The sequence below is a fragment of the Bacteroides faecis genome (assembly GCF_020091505.1).
Classification (GTDB): domain Bacteria; phylum Bacteroidota; class Bacteroidia; order Bacteroidales; family Bacteroidaceae; genus Bacteroides; species Bacteroides faecis.
On record NZ_CP081916.1, the window covers coordinates 5967579 to 5986006 of the forward strand.

Annotated in this window: 10 protein-coding genes and 1 pseudogene; 8 read left to right on the top strand and 3 right to left on the bottom strand. The window is 42.8% G+C overall.

Annotated features, from left to right (window positions below):
* Positions 1-581 precede the first annotated feature (581 nt).
* The 3 genes and pseudogenes from K6V30_RS23890 to K6V30_RS23900 all read left to right on the top strand — a co-directional run.
* Positions 582-827, top strand: a pseudogene (locus K6V30_RS23890) (DUF302 domain-containing protein); the annotation flags it as partial.
* Positions 828-1070: 243 nt separating this feature from the next.
* Positions 1071-4514, top strand: coding sequence for a response regulator (locus tag K6V30_RS23895; protein ID WP_109115082.1), 3444 nt, complete (start codon positions 1071-1073; stop codon positions 4512-4514).
* A gap of 44 nt (positions 4515-4558) precedes the next feature.
* Complete coding sequence (locus K6V30_RS23900; RefSeq protein ID WP_010539123.1) at positions 4559-5392, top strand: AraC family transcriptional regulator; 834 nt, start codon at positions 4559-4561, stop codon at positions 5390-5392.
* Positions 5393-5849: 457 nt separating this feature from the next.
* Here the strand turns inward: K6V30_RS23900 and K6V30_RS23905 are convergent, their stop codons facing one another.
* Positions 5850-6938, bottom strand: coding sequence for an N-acetylmuramoyl-L-alanine amidase family protein (locus tag K6V30_RS23905; RefSeq protein ID WP_055269839.1), 1089 nt, complete (start codon positions 6936-6938; stop codon positions 5850-5852).
* Positions 6939-7067: 129 nt separating this feature from the next.
* Here K6V30_RS23905 and K6V30_RS23910 point away from each other — a divergent pair, with 129 nt between their 5' ends.
* The 5 genes from K6V30_RS23910 (at position 7068) to K6V30_RS23930 (ending at position 16694) form a co-directional block, all read left to right on the top strand.
* Positions 7068-8348, top strand: coding sequence for an O-acetylhomoserine aminocarboxypropyltransferase/cysteine synthase family protein (locus K6V30_RS23910; RefSeq protein WP_010539125.1), 1281 nt, complete (start codon positions 7068-7070; stop codon positions 8346-8348).
* 309 nt (positions 8349-8657) lie between these two features.
* Positions 8658-9692, top strand: a complete 1035-nt coding sequence (locus K6V30_RS23915; RefSeq protein WP_224207216.1) for a ligand-binding sensor domain-containing protein — start codon at positions 8658-8660, stop codon at positions 9690-9692.
* A complete protein-coding gene (locus tag K6V30_RS23920) occupies positions 9638-12565 on the top strand; it encodes a hybrid sensor histidine kinase/response regulator transcription factor (RefSeq protein WP_224207217.1) in 2928 nt (975 codons plus the stop codon). Before K6V30_RS23915 ends, K6V30_RS23920 begins: the two co-directional genes overlap by 55 nt.
* Before the next feature lie 159 nt (positions 12566-12724).
* Complete coding sequence (locus K6V30_RS23925) at positions 12725-15181, top strand: glycoside hydrolase family 2 TIM barrel-domain containing protein (protein ID WP_055269837.1); 2457 nt, start codon at positions 12725-12727, stop codon at positions 15179-15181.
* A gap of 25 nt (positions 15182-15206) precedes the next feature.
* Positions 15207-16694 carry a glycoside hydrolase family 30 protein gene (locus K6V30_RS23930; RefSeq protein WP_055269835.1) on the top strand — a complete coding sequence of 496 codons (1488 nt, stop codon included), beginning with the start codon at positions 15207-15209 and terminating at the stop codon, positions 16692-16694.
* 237 nt (positions 16695-16931) lie between these two features.
* Here K6V30_RS23930 and K6V30_RS23935 read toward each other — a convergent pair whose 3' ends face one another.
* Together K6V30_RS23935 and K6V30_RS23940 are read right to left on the bottom strand one after the other, a co-directional pair.
* Positions 16932-17456 carry a DUF4369 domain-containing protein gene (locus K6V30_RS23935; protein ID WP_010539128.1) on the bottom strand — a complete coding sequence of 175 codons (525 nt, stop codon included), beginning with the start codon at positions 17454-17456 and terminating at the stop codon, positions 16932-16934.
* A gap of 99 nt (positions 17457-17555) precedes the next feature.
* On the bottom strand, positions 17556-18422 hold the full coding sequence (locus tag K6V30_RS23940) for a BT1926 family outer membrane beta-barrel protein (RefSeq protein WP_022302445.1): 867 nt from the start codon (positions 18420-18422) through the stop codon (positions 17556-17558).
* Positions 18423-18428 lie beyond the last annotated feature (6 nt).

An 18428-nucleotide genomic window follows, 5' to 3' on the forward strand; every position in this document is an offset into this window, starting at 1 on the left:
TCAAGCGCTTGAAACTTTTTGAAACACCTGTCGATAGAATTGAACGAACCGCACCATCCGGTCAGGTTGACCGGATCTGTTGCTTCAATTCACCTGTTCTTTCAGAAGGCTTGAACCATTTATCGGTCAATAATATATGAAGTCTCAGCTATTAACGTCTGATTTATCAGTTATTAATAGCCGGGACGTCAATCATTAATAGTTGACACATCAAGTATTAACACATTATAAATCAACAAATAACATCAGAAAAACAATATACTGCAGAACAAAAACAAAGTGAGAGCAAACGCTTGCCCTCATACTTGCCACCACAGTTGCTACCATCACTGCAACTCCGATGAATAAAGGGATACAGGCAGACCGTGAGAGCATGAGAGCAAAACTCATATTTAAACTCGTTGAGGGCTTTTCTTCTGCCTTCTCATCCTTTACCTTTGCAACATAATAATTAATCAACAAACAACCAGGAGCGAATGTTATGAGAAAGAATGTATTAACAATTATGGTATTGCTGATTTCGGGAACGATACTAGCTCAAAATGGAGGAACATTTATGAAGAAGTATGAAAACCAATTGCCCCAATCAGGTTATCGTATTCGGTTCGCCCAAAGTAGGCACCAAATTGATGCAGGAAAATCCAAGCATATCTATCGAACTGCCATTGAAAATCTCTGTATGGGAAGACAAGAACGGCAGTGTATGGGCTACCTTCCCATTAATGAAACCGATGGCAGCCAATTATGGGCTGGAAAATGAACCTGTCATCGAAAAGATGCAAACTTTGCTCGAAAATATCGTTATTAAATCGGCAAGCGTGTATTAAATACCAGTCAGTATATACCATATCATTATAGTGTGCGGCAACCCTTTCAGAAGTTACCGCACACTGTTTATTCCCCATACAGAAGCAGCAAAACCTTCTCTGCAAAGATGCTTATTCTCGCCTTCCCTACCCAATTACAATTTTTCCCTATGTGATAACAATATTTCCCGTTTCATATTCTTATATATCCTTAGTTCGCAAAAAAGACTATCTTTGTATAACAAAAGGACAAGCAATACTAAGATGAAACAAATCATATTGTTCACAGTAAGTCTATTAATCGCAATCAGCACCCAAGCAGTTGAGACTGAAAAGGAATTTATCTTAATACTTAATTCCACTTTAGCTAATGGAACCTGGGATAAAGACTTCAATAAAGAGTTACAAGATCATTGTCATAAACGATCAAATTTATACTTAGATTCCTATACCCTGTCCTTTCCGTCGGCAGACACGGAAAAAGATTCTAAAGAACAATGCGCCCGAATATTGCAGAAATATGCTTCGAATCGTCCTAAAGCAGTTGTCATCATAGGTGCAATGGGATGGCATATCACTTCTCACTTATTCGAAACCACTTGGAAAGACATTCCTGTAATCCTATGCCATCCGCTAGCCACATTGCCTAACTCATTGCAAAGCATTTTGGCATATGAAGCACCCGACTCTCTCCATATCACCACCATCAAAGAATTACAGAAACACTACAACATCACCTTTCTGGAGCAAAAGCTTTATATCAAAGAAACCCTCCGACTGATGCGTGCTCTCCAGCCGGAAATGAAGAACATTGCTTTTATTTCAGATAGTCTCTATATGAGCCACATGGTATTCAGCAAAGTAGAAAAAACAGTCCGGCAGCATTACCCCGACCTGAAGCTTATATGGCTCTCACAAAGAGAACTCGACCTGGAACAACTGCTCGACACAGTCAGCAGCTACGACAAAAGTACCGGACTGCTGTATTTCTCCTGGCACAAGCCGCAACAGATGCCCAGTCACAGTTTCCTTACCGACAATATAGGCAAAACACTTACAGGCTTTGCCAACTCCCCTCTTTTCACGCTAAAAGACTTACACCCACAGGACGGCTACTTTGGTGGAGGCTACTACGTCAGCGCAAGTGACTATGCAACCGACTGTATGAGAATCATAGACGAAATAAGAGAAGGCAAACCGGCATCCGACATTCCACCCGATGCCGGACAATCGACTCCTGAAAACTACTTTAACTATCTCGATTTACAATGGTTCAACATATCTCCACAGCTCTGTCCCGACCAGATTCACCTTTATAATGAACCAGTCAGTTTCTACGAAAAATACTGGAAAAACATTCTTGGACTCATTCTCATTCCACTGGTTATCTTCGTCATGCGTCATTACTTTTACCGTATCGGCAAGAAGCACAAGAACATGAATAAACGTATCATCAATTCATTAGATGTGGCAGTTTATCTGGTAGACAAACATGGAATTGTAGAACAGATTCTAAACACTCCCGCAGAAGAAAATTACGTGCAAAGCATCAAAAAAGGGGAGCATATGGAAATCCGTCAGATAATAACGGACGATGAGGAATTCAGAAAGAATATGGAAGCAATAGAGCAGGTGTTGAAAACTAAAAAAAACTTGCACATCAAGACTCAGATAAAAAACATGCAAGGAGAATCTCTTTACGTATCAGTACATATTGCTTATTATGACAAAAATCATGTTCTGGGATTCGTACGTAATATCTCTGACATTGAAAATGAACGTATCCGCAACGAGAGGTCTAACTTTTTTCTCAAATCCCTTCTTGACAATCTTCCTATTGCTACTATTGTGAAAGATATTAATGACAGAGGCAAATATCTGGTATGGAACAAGAAAGCAGCCGAAATGGTAAATACAGATGCTTCCCATATCATAGGGAAACGAGAGGAAGACTTTATCGGCAAGGAACGTACTGACTTCCTCGTTGAAGCAGAAAGAGAAGTGATTGAAAACGGCAAACCGAAATCGTTCATCAAACGCTTTACCAACAGAGACGGTCAGACTAAAATTCTGTCTATCCACAAAGCATTAGTCTGCTTTCCTAAAGGCAACGAACGCTGGCTGGTCAGCTCCTCTCTGGATATCACCGAACTTGAAATGCAACGCAAACAGATAGAACTAATGAACCGCCACTATATGTTTGTCATGCAAGCTATCGGCCTGATATCATGGACATGGGACTTAAGAAAAGACGAAATAACCTGTAACCGCAGCTACTTCACACCGAAAACTCATGCAGCAACAGGCACCGTAATCGAAAAAGGAGATGATTATTATTCACAGATTATCCCCGAGCACCGTGAACGGATACGTCAAGCTTTCGATAATCTAAAGAATGGAACTCCTTCTCCTTTCAACGAGGAGTACCAGATTATCTATGAAGGAGATGATGTTCCATCTTGGGCAGAAACCTTTGCAATCGTCAGCGAACGGGATAGAAACGGCAAACCGCTTGTACTTGTCGGAGCCACCCGACTGATTGATGAACGGAAAAAGCTAGACCAGGAGCTGCTACATGCCAAAGAAAGAGCAGAAGAAGCCAACCGGTTGAAATCTGCGTTTCTTGCCAATATGAGCCATGAGATACGGACTCCTCTCAACGCTATTGTCGGCTTCTCCGCTCTACTCGCAGATACACATCCGAACGAAGAAAGCAAAGAGTATGTCCACATCATCGAAAGCAATAATCAACTCCTGCTACAATTAATAAACGACATTCTCGACATATCCAAAATAGAATCCGGTACACTGGAATTTGTATATGGTGATATGGATGTCAACGGCAGCTTTAACGAGATAGAATCTGCCACACGCCTGAAACTAGACCTGGGTCCGAACGTAGAAATCCGTTTCCTGCCGGCTCTTGACGAATGTATGCTGTACACCGAAAAGAATCGTGTACTGCAAGTCATCAACAATTATATATCCAACGCAATCAAATACACTTCTTCCGGATACATCCATTTCGGCTATTACCCTCCGAAAGAAGATAAAATCAGGTTCTTCGTTAGGGATACGGGAAGTGGAATCCCCAAAGAAAAACAGCAGCAGATTTTCGGGCGCTTTATCAAATTGGATAACTTCAAGCAAGGCACAGGACTAGGATTATCCATCTGCTCCATGATTGCAGAAAAGATGGACGGACACGTAGGAGTATCTTCCGAAGTAGGCAAAGGTTCCGAGTTTTGGTTCGAGATTCCCTGCCAACCCGTTTTACCTCCTCAACAAGAAGTCGAGGAGCAAAAAAAAGAGCAACTGAGTATCAACAATCCTAAAGACGTAAAAATACTGATTGCTGAAGATAATCCAAGCAACTATAAACTCTTTAAAACTATACTGGAAAAAGAATATACCTTGCTCCACGCATGGAACGGGCTGGAAGCTATTAACTTATTCAAAGAAGCACAACCGTCTCTGATACTAATGGATATAAAAATGCCGGTTCTTGACGGTTATGAAGCAACTACCGAAATACGAAAATTATCAGAAGACATTCCGATCTTAGCTATCACAGCTTATGCTTTGGAGGGAGATGAACAGCGTATCTTGCAAAACGGATTTAACGGCTATCTTTCCAAACCGATCATCTCTCAATCACTAAAAAGCAAGATCAAGAATTTACTGAAAAAGAAATTTATATTTATGTAAACTCATACAAGAAGCATCATCGCCCCCTTTTATCTATTACTCTTATGACACACTATTACACTAATTCACTGAAAGGAATTATCCTACTGACAAACAATTTACCAGCAGTTCTGGCAGGTCATAAGACGAATGACTTATACAAATTTATCTGGATACAAGAAGGAAAAGCAACTCTTGTTGTCGACCATGTAGAAAAAACTTTGGGCAAAGACGAATTTATCTCTCTAAGCCCACTGCATGACATTAAAATAAAAAAAGCAGAAGGGAAATATATCGGACTTTTATTCAATTCAGAATTCTACAGCATCTACAAGCACGATGAAGAAGTCTCATGCAACGGATTATTATTCAATGGAACTTCTCGTATTGTCAACATGCAACTTCCGGAGATTACCATCAGACAGCTTTATGAAGTCATTGATAAAATGAGAGATGAATTTCTGTTGAATGACAGCCTTGAAGGAGAAATGCTCCGCCTGCTACTCAAACGTTTTATCATACTATGTACCCGCCTGGCAAGAGAGCACTTTTCCGACTCGCAGAAAAAGGAAAGCGGCTTTGATATCATACGGCAATACTCCATCCTCGTAGATAAACATTTCAAAGAAAAAAAACGAGTTGCCGACTATGCGGAAATGTTACATCGCTCGCCCAAAACTCTCAGTAATATTTTCGCCTCTTACCAGCTCCCTTCTCCTCTCAGAATTATCCACGAACGAATAATCACAGAAGCCAAACGCCTGTTATTGAAAAGCCCGGCAAGCGTGAAAGAGATTGCCACCATTCTCGGATTCGAGCACGTATGTACTTTCAGCCGCTTCTTCAAACACATAATGGGAGAGAACATTTCTGACTACCGCAGAAGAAATTCCAAATAACCTGCACAAAAAACGGTACCTCGATTCACATCGCAGCACCGTCACAACACAAACACAAAATAAAACACGACAAAACTACTATGCAATCTTACCTGTGATGCCGGGGAGGCATGCCTTGCTTGACTTATCTATATTCGCATACCCATAAGAAGCTTTATCAGGTGATTTGCATAATAAATAACGTATCTGAACGGATTTTGTTCACAGAGGTCCGAAAAAAATGGAATGATTTTCGCTTTTTAACAAAAAACGGTACCCCGATTCACATCGCAGCACCGTCACAACACAAACACAAAATAAAACACGACAAAACTACTATGCAATCATCCTGTCTATGCCGGGGAGGCATATGTTACTGACTTATATATATTCGCATACCTACAAGAGTATTTCAGGCGATTTGCATGTATATAACATTCCCCTTTCTGATTTGTTCACGAAAGGAGAAATTAAAAGTTTATTTCTTTCCCTTATAATCTCTCAGAAAGCCTTCCATCAGCCATTTGGCAAGTGCCTGGCGATTGGAATCCATCACCAGTCTCCGTTGGTCAAATGTATTTTGGATATTGCCCAGCTCTACGAAAACAGAAGCAGGCGTAGTATGAGAAAGCACGTACAGATTGCGTCCGCTCACCGTTCCGGCAAAGCCACGATTCGGTTGGTGCTTGCCATATTTTGATTCAAAAGTATTTTTCATGTTATTGGCCAGCCGTTTACTCTCAGCCTTCTTATTGGAGTGATAGAAAAACACATCCGTTTGTTTTCCTTTGCTCCGGCTATCCACATGGATAAAGATAGCCCGGCAGTAAGTATAGTTTTTACGGTCCTTCTGATAAAGAGCATTGATCTTGTTACAGCGTTGCTGAAGACGTTGCACCTGATTCAACGGAATGGGATCGCCCATACAAGTTTCACGTTTACTATTGGAAAGATAGGCATCATCGCGGATACCATCTTTAGCGTCTTGAATGATGATATGCACTTCAGCTCCTTCCTGCATCAGATTTCGTGCCAGACGAAGGGCGATATCGTAGGCGTATTCATCTTCATGAAGTTCATGCTTGCCTACCCATCCGATCGCTCCGGGATCGGGGCCACCGTGTCCGCTGACTACATAAAAACAGGCACCTGCAAGCCGGTTGGAAGAAACTTTCACACTCGACAGTTTCTTCCCGAATAAAGGTTCGTTGATGGTTGTACCGATTTTCTTCGCTCCGGAAGTTCTCGATTTAGTGACCGTATCCTCCGTCGACACCTCCTTCCTCGCAGTCTTTTTTGCCGGAGCGGGTTTAGCCGAAGTTCCTGACGAACGTTTTACCGGAGGAATCACATAAGTTACCCCCATCTTCAGAACATTATTCTTCCCTAACTTCTGCTTATTCAGTTCCACAAAATCATCGTAATATTTCTTTGGAGAACGATTATGGCGCAACAAGAAAGTAGAAATTCCCTCACCTGCCTTCGGAGTCGCTTTTTGCTGAGCCTGCACGCTGCCCGCCAAAAAGAGGAAACTTATAAATAATAGGATGTAGAGTTTATTTTTCATATTTACACTAGCTATCTCCCTCACAAGGGTATCATTTCACTCATAAACAGGGCAAAAATACAATTATTTTCCTTACTTTTGCACCGTTAAAACTTTTTTTGGCAATAAATCATTAAACCCGATATCATTATGGCAAAACAATTCAAGCCCGAAACCCTGTGCGTACAAGCAGGATGGACGCCGAAAAAGGGCGAACCACGCGTGTTGCCCATCTACCAAAGTACCACTTTCAAATATGATACCAGCGAGCAAATGGCACGCCTCTTCGATTTGGAAGACAGCGGTTACTTCTACACCCGCCTGCAAAACCCGACGAACGACGCTGTTGCCGCTAAGATTGCCGCCCTCGAAGGTGGTGTAGCCGCTATGCTGACTTCCAGCGGTCAGGCAGCCAACTTCTATGCCATTTTCAATATCTGCCAGGCAGGAGACCATTTCGTTTGTTCTTCCGCTATCTACGGTGGAACTTTCAACTTGTTCGGTGTGACAATGAAAAAGCTTGGCATCGACGTAACGTTCGTCACTCCGGATGCCAGCGAAGAGGAAATCTCCGCAGCTTTCAAGCCAAACACTAAAGCACTGTTCGGAGAAACGGTTTCCAACCCTTCTCTCGAAGTGCTGGATATCGAGAAGTTTGCCCGCATCGCACACAATCACGGGGTACCTTTGATTGTAGACAACACATTCCCGACTCCGATTAACTGCCGCCCGTTTGAATGGGGAGCGGACATCGTTGTTCATTCCACAACCAAATATATGGACGGACACGCAACAAGCATAGGCGGATGTATCGTTGACAGCGGAAATTTCGACTGGGATGCTCATGCCGACAAATTCCCCGGCCTGTGTACTCCGGACGAGTCTTATCACGGCCTGACTTATACGAAAGCATTCGGCAAAGGAGCTTATATCACAAAAGCAACCGCACAGTTAATGCGCGACCTCGGCAGTATTCAAAGCCCGCAAAATGCTTTCTTACTGAACCTGGGACTGGAAACATTGCATCTCCGTATGCCACAGCACTGTCGCAATGCACAGAAAGTAGCCGAGTTCCTTTCCAAAAACGAGAAAGTGGCCTGGGTAAACTATTGCGGTCTGCCGGATAACAAATATTATGCTCTGGCGCAGAAATATATGCCGAACGGCTCTTGCGGAGTTATCTCCTTCGGACTGAAAGGCGGACGTGACGTATCCATCAAATTTATGGATTCACTGGAGTTTATCGCCATCGTTACTCACGTTGCTGATGCACGCAGCTGTGTGCTTCATCCTGCCAGCCACACTCACCGCCAGCTGACAGACGAACAGCTGCTCGAAGCAGGTGTACGTCCGGACTTGATCCGTCTGTCCGTAGGTATCGAAAATGCAGAAGATATTATCGCAGATATCGAACAGGCACTGAATGCATAACAACTGATATTCAGAACAATGACAATAGCAAGAAAGCACGGGATGAAACATCACCGTGCTTTTTTGTTTCCTGCAAAAGAAAGTTAATCTTCAAAAGAGAGTTTCAATATTACTTTCCTCCCTTCCATACTTATAGACTCTATCCCTTTACTCTTTTTCAAGGGCTTTCCATCTTCAGTAATACCTGTCAACGAAGTTGCAGGAAATTACATTTCCATACCTAAAAGATCAGTAGTTACGTTTGTTATGAAGTAAAAAAGCTATCTTTGCCCAGGAAGTACATAAAAACTTCCGCTATTATATTATTATATGAAAGGCATATTACTGAAATATTGCATATTTGTCATTAGCTTTTTAATTACATTATCTGTATCAGCCCAGCAGGTAGTCGTCACCGAACTACCTACCCAAAAGCTGTTACCGGTAGCACATATCCATCATATACTGCAAGACAGTGAGGGATATATGTGGTATGCGACAGAAGGAGGAGGTCTATGTCGTGACAATGGTTATCAGATTGATGTCTTCCGTTCCGACCTGAATACCCCTAACTTATTATCAAGTAACGATATCACCTGTCTGACAGAAGACAACAATCATCATATCTGGTTCGGGACCAAACGGGGACTATACAAACTGGATAAAAGAAATTACTCGATAACGGAAATAACGAACAAAGAACTTCAGCAACAAGCCATTAATGCCATTCGGGCCATCCATGACGGAACAATCTGGGTGGCGGCAGATGGCATGATCTACCATTACTCCAATGACAGCAAACTACTTGGCAGCTATCCCTCGCAATGGAAAGGACATAAACAAAATGTTTCAGACTTTTACGAGGACAGTAAACATACCCTTTGGATAATGCAATGGTGGGGAGGGCTTTTAGAATACCATCCTGCAACAGATCACTTCTTACCACATCCATGGACATGCGGCGCATCACCTACACAAATGATAGAAGATGCACAGAATAACTGTTATTGGATAGCCACATGGGGAAAAGGAGTCGTGCGGTTTACTCCTTCTGCTAATATACAAACAGATACGGACAACTGCACATTGCAACCAGCCACTTTAGAAGGCAGTGAGCATAATCCACATAAAAGCCAGATACTGGGACTATTAAAAGACAGCAGACAAGGAGTATTGTGGGTTTCAGCCATGAATGACCTGTATGCTTATCAAATTATAAATAATAAACTTCATCCGGTTTCTACCGAAGCTTTCCTGCCTAAAGGCAAAAAGATACTGGACCGGATCATAGAAGACCGTTCCGGCAACGTATGGGTACCGGGATATTCTCCGCATTCATCCTTTCATTTGACTCCAATAAAATAAAACGCTATCCTACCCCCGCTATGTCTGCCATCACCGGCTACCCGGTGATGGCAGACAGGACTATCCGGGAAGAAGAGTATTACTGGATATGGCAGGGGAGAACAGGACTATCATTGTATCATCCGGCTTCTGAACAGATTTCTTTCGCCTCCGATTTTCCGAACGATACAGGCAAATACCATATTATAAAATGTATAGAGAAATGCCGGATACAACCGGGAATCTGGGCTGCCAGTGGAAATGCCTGTGTGGTACACCTACAGCATGAGAGCATGAAAATGAAATGCATACAAGAAATCCGTATTCCGGATGCCCGTCAGATTCGCGTGTTGCATGAAGACGACCAGGGGAACTTATGGATTGGAACAGAAAATGCAATCTATCAATATTCCATATCGGACGGGAATATGAGAAGAATTCATAAGGACACGGGCGCAATCAACGGTATAGCGATTTCTCCCGATAAAGCTATCTACTATATCACCGAAACGCTGGAATTCTCATGCCTTCCCCCGGATGGACAAGTACACTCCATCCACAAAGGTGAAAACTATTCTTCCATCATCATATCCCCCGACAATAAGATATGGACTGCCACACTAGAAGGAAATGTATATAGTTACCACCCACAATTGCAAACACTGGCCAAAGAAGACAATGCGTGTAATGCCAATGGAGATGCGGTTAAAAGTATGACCGTGGACAATCTCGGCCATTTATGGATATTGGCCGATCAGTATGTAAAAGAATATAATCCTAAAAATCATTCATTCAGAATCCTGTACAATTCAGACCGTTTCATTCAGGTAGATTACTTCCTTTCCATAGGGAAAATAGAAAACGGTACGATTTGCCTTGGAGGAATCGGCGCTTTTTGCCTTGCTACCCCATCGCCGGAATTAGACCAATCTCCCAACGACATAAAGCCGGTGATTTCATCTATCAAAACAGATGGAAACAGGCGAATCATGGGCATAGATACACAACTAATCGAACTGGCTCCCGACAATGTAAATATAGAACTCTCCTTTTCAACCCTTGAACACTTGCATGCCGGACAAATCAGTTATGCTTATCGCCTGAAAGGATGGGACACCAACTGGAATTATTTGCCACCGGGAATCAATACAGCCTATTTCACCAAACTCCCGAAAGGTAACTACACGCTGGAAATAAAAGCAACAGATATTCACGGCTGCTGGGCACAACCTGTCTCCTGTTTACAAATTCACCGTCTCCCCGCATGGTACGAGACCTGGTGGGCATATACACTGGGCATCATCTCCATCATTTTAGTCATGACAGGATCACTAAAGTTATACTTCAACCGCCTGCACAAAAAACAGAAAGAACAGATGGAAGAACAGCTGACGCAAATGAAATTCCGTTTCTTCACGAATATCAGTCATGAACTGCGTACTCCTCTGACACTCATCATCACTCCATTGAGCAGCCTGTTAACGGATATTCAGGACAGCAAATTGAAGCAACAATTATCTTCCATTTATCGCAACGCACAGGAATTACTTCAATTAGTAAACCAACTGCTCGACTTCCGGAAACTAGAAGTGCATGGTGAGAAACTACAGCTCATGAATGGAGAAATCTACGAATTTGTCTCATCAACTTGTGAAGTATTTGGAGCGTATGCCACCAATAAACAAATTGAATACTCTATCTTACTGCCACGACAAGGGGTACATATGTATTTTGACCGGGATAAGGTGCATCGTATCCTCTACAACTTACTGAATAATGCATTTAAATTTACTCCGCCCGGCGGAAGCATTACAGTTTCTGCGGATACCATAACCCAAGATGGAACACAGTATATATGCATTCGAATTGAAGATACAGGAAAAGGAATAGAGTCTGAAGCTCTTTCTCATATTTTCGATCGTTATTATCAGATCGACGCAAGCGAAAACAGACAAGCCACAGCAGGAAGCGGTATCGGGTTGCACATCGTCAAAGAGTATGTCAGTCTGCATCACGGATTCATTGAAGTGGACAGCAAAAGATATAAGGGAAGTGAATTCCGCATTTATCTCCCAACCCATCTGACAGATGAACGTTTATCGCCAAGAGAAGAGAGAGAAAGCAAGGAAGCAGTATCATCAAATAATCGCAGGACAATTCTTCTGGTAGAAGACAACGAAGAATTCCGCCGATTCATGTACCAGCAACTATCACAGGAATATCAGGTGTGGGAAGCTTCCAATGGAGAAGAGGCAGAAACCATCGCCAACGAAAAAGAAGTGGATATAGTGGTAAGTGACGTCATGATGCCGGGAATAGACGGGTTCGAATTATGTCATCGTCTGAAACAGAATGTCAAAACCTCCCACCTCTTCATCATACTGCTCACTGCCCGTACCGGCGACGAGAGTATATTGGAAGGTTATAAATCAGGAGCTGACTGTTATCTGACCAAGCCTTTCAACATGGAAATTCTGGACAATCGCATTCATCATCTGCTTGCACTGCAACAGAAGCGTAAACAGATATTCCTGACAGAAATAGAAGTGAATACGGAAGACCTGACCACTTCAAAAGTGGATGAAGAGTTCTTGAAAAAAGCGGTGGCATTCGTCGAGAAGAATCTGGATAACAACGATTATAGCGTAGAACTCTTCAGCGACGACATGTGTATGAGCCGAATGAATCTTTACCGTAAGCTTCAATCCATTACCGGACAAAAGCCGACAGAATTTATCCGAAGTATCCGGTTGAAGAAAGCAGCCCGGTTATTAACGGACACAGACCTGTCTATTGTTGAAATATCCGAAAAAGTAGGATTTGCCACCCCCAGTTATTTCAGCAAATGTTTTAAAGAAATGTTCGGAGTACTTCCTACTCAATATCATAAATAAGATATGTAAAGTCGACGAGTATAATTACATCAAACACCTGCTACAAATATGTCAGCATAGATTTTGATACATTTATTGCAGTAGTTTGTTACATTGTTGTTCTGCCGGATTGATGTTCTTCCCTACCTTTGTCCACATATCAAATGAATGACAAAAGCTATGGACAAACATTTCAGATTCTCAGCCATCTTATTGGCTATTTCTTTTTCCATGTTAAGTTTTACGACAAGCATTTCTGCTTCGGAACGTAAGATAAACATGAACCAACATTGGAAATTCTATCACGGATGCATTGCAAATGCCGAACAACCTTCCTTCAACGACAGCGGATGGAGAGTGCTTGACATTCCCCATGACTGGAGTGTGGAACCTCTACCCGTACAAAGAGAAGGTATAACCATCGGTCCTTTTTCCCGCATGAGCATAGGCGGACCGGATACCGGACAGACCGTAGGCGGTGAAGGATGGTACAGAAAAGAACTGATCCTCCAACCGGGAGATACGGACAAAATCCTCTCCCTCTATTTTGAAGGTGCTTACAACCAGACGGAAGTATGGATAAACGGACAAAAGGCATGTTTCAATGCCTACGGATATATTCCTTTCAGAATCGACATTAATAAATACTGTAATGCCCCCGGCATTCCCAATACAATCGCCGTAAAAGTCATTAATGAAGGACTGAACAGCCGCTGGTATGCAGGTTCCGGGATTTACCGCCATGTATGGTTGATAAAAACAGATAAAGTCCACTTAGACGAATGGGATACTTTCGTAGACGCTTCTAAAGTAGAAGGCAGAAAAGCAACAGTCAATCTTCACACCATTCTGCATAACGCCCATAAAGAAGAAGTTGTCAGTCATCTGAACGTGCGGATTCTTTCCCCGCAGGGCGCTGAAGTTTACTCTGCAACCCAACAGGTGAATATAGCAGGAGAAGGAAATACTCCCCTCTCCCTCTCCTTTGAAATCAAGAAACCGGAGTTATGGTCCGTCGATTCACCTCATTTATATACGGCCCATATTTCCGTCCGGTCAGACAAAGAGGAATCGGATCAGATAACGGTCCCTTTCGGCATACGTACCATTGAGTTCAATGCAAAAGAAGGATTCCTGCTAAATGGAAAACCACTGAAACTAAGAGGCGGTTGCCTGCACCATGACAATGGTCTGTTGGGTGCAGTAGCTCTCGACAGAGCAGAAGAACGCAAAGTAGAACTGATGAAAGCGAACGGATTCAATGCGGTCAGATGTTCTCATAATCTGCCTTCAGAATACTTCCTGCAAGCATGTGACAAACTGGGATTACTTGTTATTGACGAAGTATTCGACCAATGGCAACAAGCCAAACGTCCGCAGGATTATCACCAGTATTTCGACGAATGGAGCGAACATGACATGACAACCATGCTCCGCAGAGACAGAAACCATCCATCCATTATCATGTGGAGCATCGGTAATGAAATAGCCGAACGTGCAGACGAACCGACTGGAGAAGTGATTGCAAAGAAACTCATCGCAACCATTGAAAAATATGACACTACCCGCCCCTCTACCGCCGCAGTCAACGCATTTTGGGACAGAAGACATTTCAGCTGGGAAAAAGACTCGGAAAGAGCATTCCGCAATCTCGACGTTTCCGGCTACAACTATCAATGGAAAGAATACGAGAAAGATCACGCACGTTTTCCCGAACGAGTGATGTACGGCAGCGAATCTGTTCCCAAGGAAGCGGCACAAAACTGGAATCTGATTGACAAGAACCCCTATCTGATTGGAGACTTTGTGTGGACAGCCATCGATTATCTGGGTGAAGCCGGTTTGGCACATACTCTTGAACTCGCTCCCGGAGAACACAGTCCTCAATTCATGGGATGGCCCTGGTACAATGCCTGGTGCGGTGATATCGATCTCTGCGGAGATAAGAAACCACAATCTTACTATCGGGACATACTTTGGAACAGACGAGATATTTCATTGGCTGTTCAACCGCCTGTAGCCAATGGAAAAAGAGAAGATATCAACTATTGGGGATGGAAAAACGAACTGTTAAGCTGGAACTGGAAAGGCATGGAAGGCAAAACGATGACCGTACATGTTTATAGCCGTTCTCCCAAAGTACGACTGTATCTGAACAATCGCCTGATAGGTGAAAAGGAAACAACACCCGATACTTATACCGCTTCTTTTGAAGTTCCCTACGAACCGGGAGAATTAAAAGCCTGCAACGTGAAAGGAAAGAAAGAAACCGCTTCAGCAGCACTCAACACTGCCGGAAATCCGGCAAGTATCCGTCTGACTGCTGACCGATCTAAGATAAAAGCCGATAAAAATGATCTGGCATACGTAAAAATTGAAGTCTTGGATAAAGACGGAAGAGTCATTCCCGACTGTGAGATTCCTTTGGAGATCAAATCCGGCGGAAAAGGTTCGGTCATCGCTTCCGGAAACGGAAGTGCCGATGATATGAGAAGTTTCCGTTCCCTGACTCCCAAAACATTCCGTGGAAAAGCAATAGTTATCGTGCAACCCGATACACAAGAAGGAAACATTCATCTCACTGTCTCCGCAAAAGGATTGCCGGAGGCAAATATTTCCATAGAAACCTATGAATAATAACCAATAATGAATATATAGAAATATGAGGAACATCATTAGAAAAACAATCTTAATGAGTGGGATAGCATTGACACTCTCCATAAGCAATATATATGCACAATCCTACGAATGGATCAGCAGTACGGAAGGAAACACCTGGCAACAAGCCAAAATCAAACTACAGACGAAAGCCGCACAGGCTCCTGTGCTTGATATAGACGGTTCGGAAGACGGCACTACCTTCAAAGCTTGGGGAACATGCTTCAATGAGCTGGGATGGGACGCGCTTAACATGCTCCCAAGAACACAACAGGAAACAATTCTCCGGCAACTCTTTTCTCCCGAAGGAGACTTGAAATTCAATATGGGACGTTTTTCCATGAATGCCAATGACTACGCCCGTGACTGGTACAGTTGCGACGAAGTATCCGGTGACTTCCAGTTAAAGCATTTCAATATCAACCGGGATAAAACGACATTGATTCCTTTCATCAAAGCGGCACAACAGTATAATCCGAATATGACTTTCTGGACATCCCCCTGGTCACCTCCTTCCTGGATGAAGATTAACCATTATTATTCAGTACGTAGTGACCGTAATCAGAATCAGATGTCTCCGCTATCAGACGTAGCTCTGTTTGAAAATAACACCGAAAAGAGAGATGGAGTATTCCCACACCAATTGGCAGTGAACGATTACTTTATACAGGACCCGCGCTATCTGCAAACATACGCCAACTATTTCTGCAAATTCATTGACGCGTACAAAGAACAAGGCATTCCCGTTTCTATGGTCATGTTCCAGAACGAATCATGGAGTTACACAAACTATCCGGGCTGTGCCTGGACGCCGGAAGGTATTATCTGTTTCAATGTTGAGTATCTCGCTCCCACTTTAAAGAAGCGTCATCCGGAAGTTAAGGTGTATTTAGGCACCATCAATACCAACCGCTATGACATCATTGATCAGGTATTATCCGATCCGCGAATGCCGGAGACAATACAAGGAGTCGGCTTCCAGTGGGAAGGCGGGCAGATCCTGCCTCGTCTTCGTGCCAAATATCCGCAATACAAATATGTACAGACAGAAAGTGAGTGCGGCTGGGGCTCTTTTGACTGGAAAGCAGCCGAACATACCTTCGGTCTGATGAATCATTATCTGGGTAATGGTTGTGAAGAGTATACTTTCTGGAATGCGATTCTGTATGATGGAGGTTTCAGCGGTTGGGGCTGGAAACAAAATGCGCTGATTCATGTCGATTCAAAAGCCGGAACAGCCACATATACCCCTGAATATTATGCAGTAAAACATTATAGTCACTACATAACTCCAGGATCAAAGATACTGTCTTATAAAGCAGGCAAAGATGACAAGACACCGGTAATGATAGTTATGACTCCGCAAAAGAAGCAAGTAGTAATAGCCGGAAACTTCAATGGAGAAGCTAAGGAAGTGACTGTGAAATTGGGAAATCGCTATTTATGTGTTACCCTGCAGGCTCACTCACTGAATACATTCGTTGAAAAGTAAAAATCAAAAGGACGTTCCCGAGGGAAAAAGGGGAAATGTGGGAAACAGGAACGTCCTTGAATACATAATAATACAAAAACAGGGACTTTCACAAGGGCACATTTTTGTTTCTCACGTTATAAACATCTCCTTTTCATAAAGAAGTAGTGCATTAATCCGGGAGACATCATGAGAAGGATTATTATGATTGGATTCTTGTTTATTCAGCAATCTCTGTATTGACAAATATTCATCGCATTATAGTGATGACCGGTAAGCTGTCCGGATATAGGAGCCAATCACATTATCGTTATTAATCTCAATATATTTTTTCAGTAATTCCGTAAAACCGACTTTGATCTGCTCTACCGGCTTATCTGTACAAGTAGCAGAATATTCATCAACAGCCAGAAGAAAATCCTGCATCCGTTCATTCAGCAATGTGCCTTTTGTACAAACCACCTCAGAAATGCTAGCTTTGATAGTACCATTTTCAATCACTACAGGCAAACGGTATTCCAGTCCTGTCTTGCTAGCATGAATGGATAAAATTTTAATTACCGGTCTTTCTACATTGGTCGTGTCTGCAAAAGCAAACTTTCCATTTACAATTCTTGCACTGTCTATCAAACTGTTGGTTGAGGCATCTTTCATATAGACCATTTTCCCTTCAAATTCAGCCAGAGGTGCACTGCCTTCAATCTTATAACCTTTCATTTGAGAGCAAGCTCCCATCACCAATACCCCAATGAAAAAGGGTAATAGCTCCACATATCTTTTCATTGAACTCTTATTTCTTCTTGAAAGAAAGAAAAGCCGCCCGCCAATAGTCAGCAGAGCGGCTTTCACTTTTCATTTATACATTTGTATAATCATTTATCTTCAGAATCTGAATCCAAGCTTCACCATCGGCATTTCGAATATCTTGATGTTATGGTGACCAGCATTGTACTTATCAAACCCTTTCGGACAAATCTGTATCAGATCATAGCGGTAAGCCAGAGGTTGCATCTCGAAACCGAAAATAAATCCTTTGGCAATGCTATATTCGACACCTGCTACGGCAGCTACTTTGAAACCGTACATCTGCCCGGCTTTGCTTCCTGAGGTGTAAACCTGCGAAGGAAGTTCTTCCGAGTCGTCACTGTCCTTATAGGTATCTCCGGTATATGGTTCAGTTGTTTCAATGCGTGCCATCTGGAAGCCAAGCGCGCCTCCCAGGTATGGATGAATACGTTCGTTGCGAGTCTTGAAATAATAGTTAGAGCCGACAGACATATACCAGTTATTGGTCATCTGCGCATTGATATAGCTTTGCGCAGGGATAATCATATCGGGTACACTGTTATCTCCTTCTACATAGTCTTTTTTGGGAGTCAGGCTGATATTCATGCTGAACTGAAAATTAAGATCCCAGTTGTCAGACAGAAAATATTTTCCTTCGATTCCGGCTATATTGACCAGACTATTATTGTTCAGACTACCGATGTTCAGATAGCGGTTCAGATTGCCGGAGTTATCCGTTCCTCCATTGGGAAGTCCGACTACTCCTTCGGTATTAGTAAACTTGGGCAGCAGGTAAGAAGTGTTCTCATTAAAGAACTTCCCGCTACCAAGTAAAACCGAAACCTGCCACTGTCCTTTCTTCGGGGCAAACGACGCATCATCACTGCTGCTGTAACGCTGCGCCAATGAAGGCGCAGCTGTTATACAGGTCAGCAAAAGTAATGTGCATAGTTTCTTTATCATCTTGTT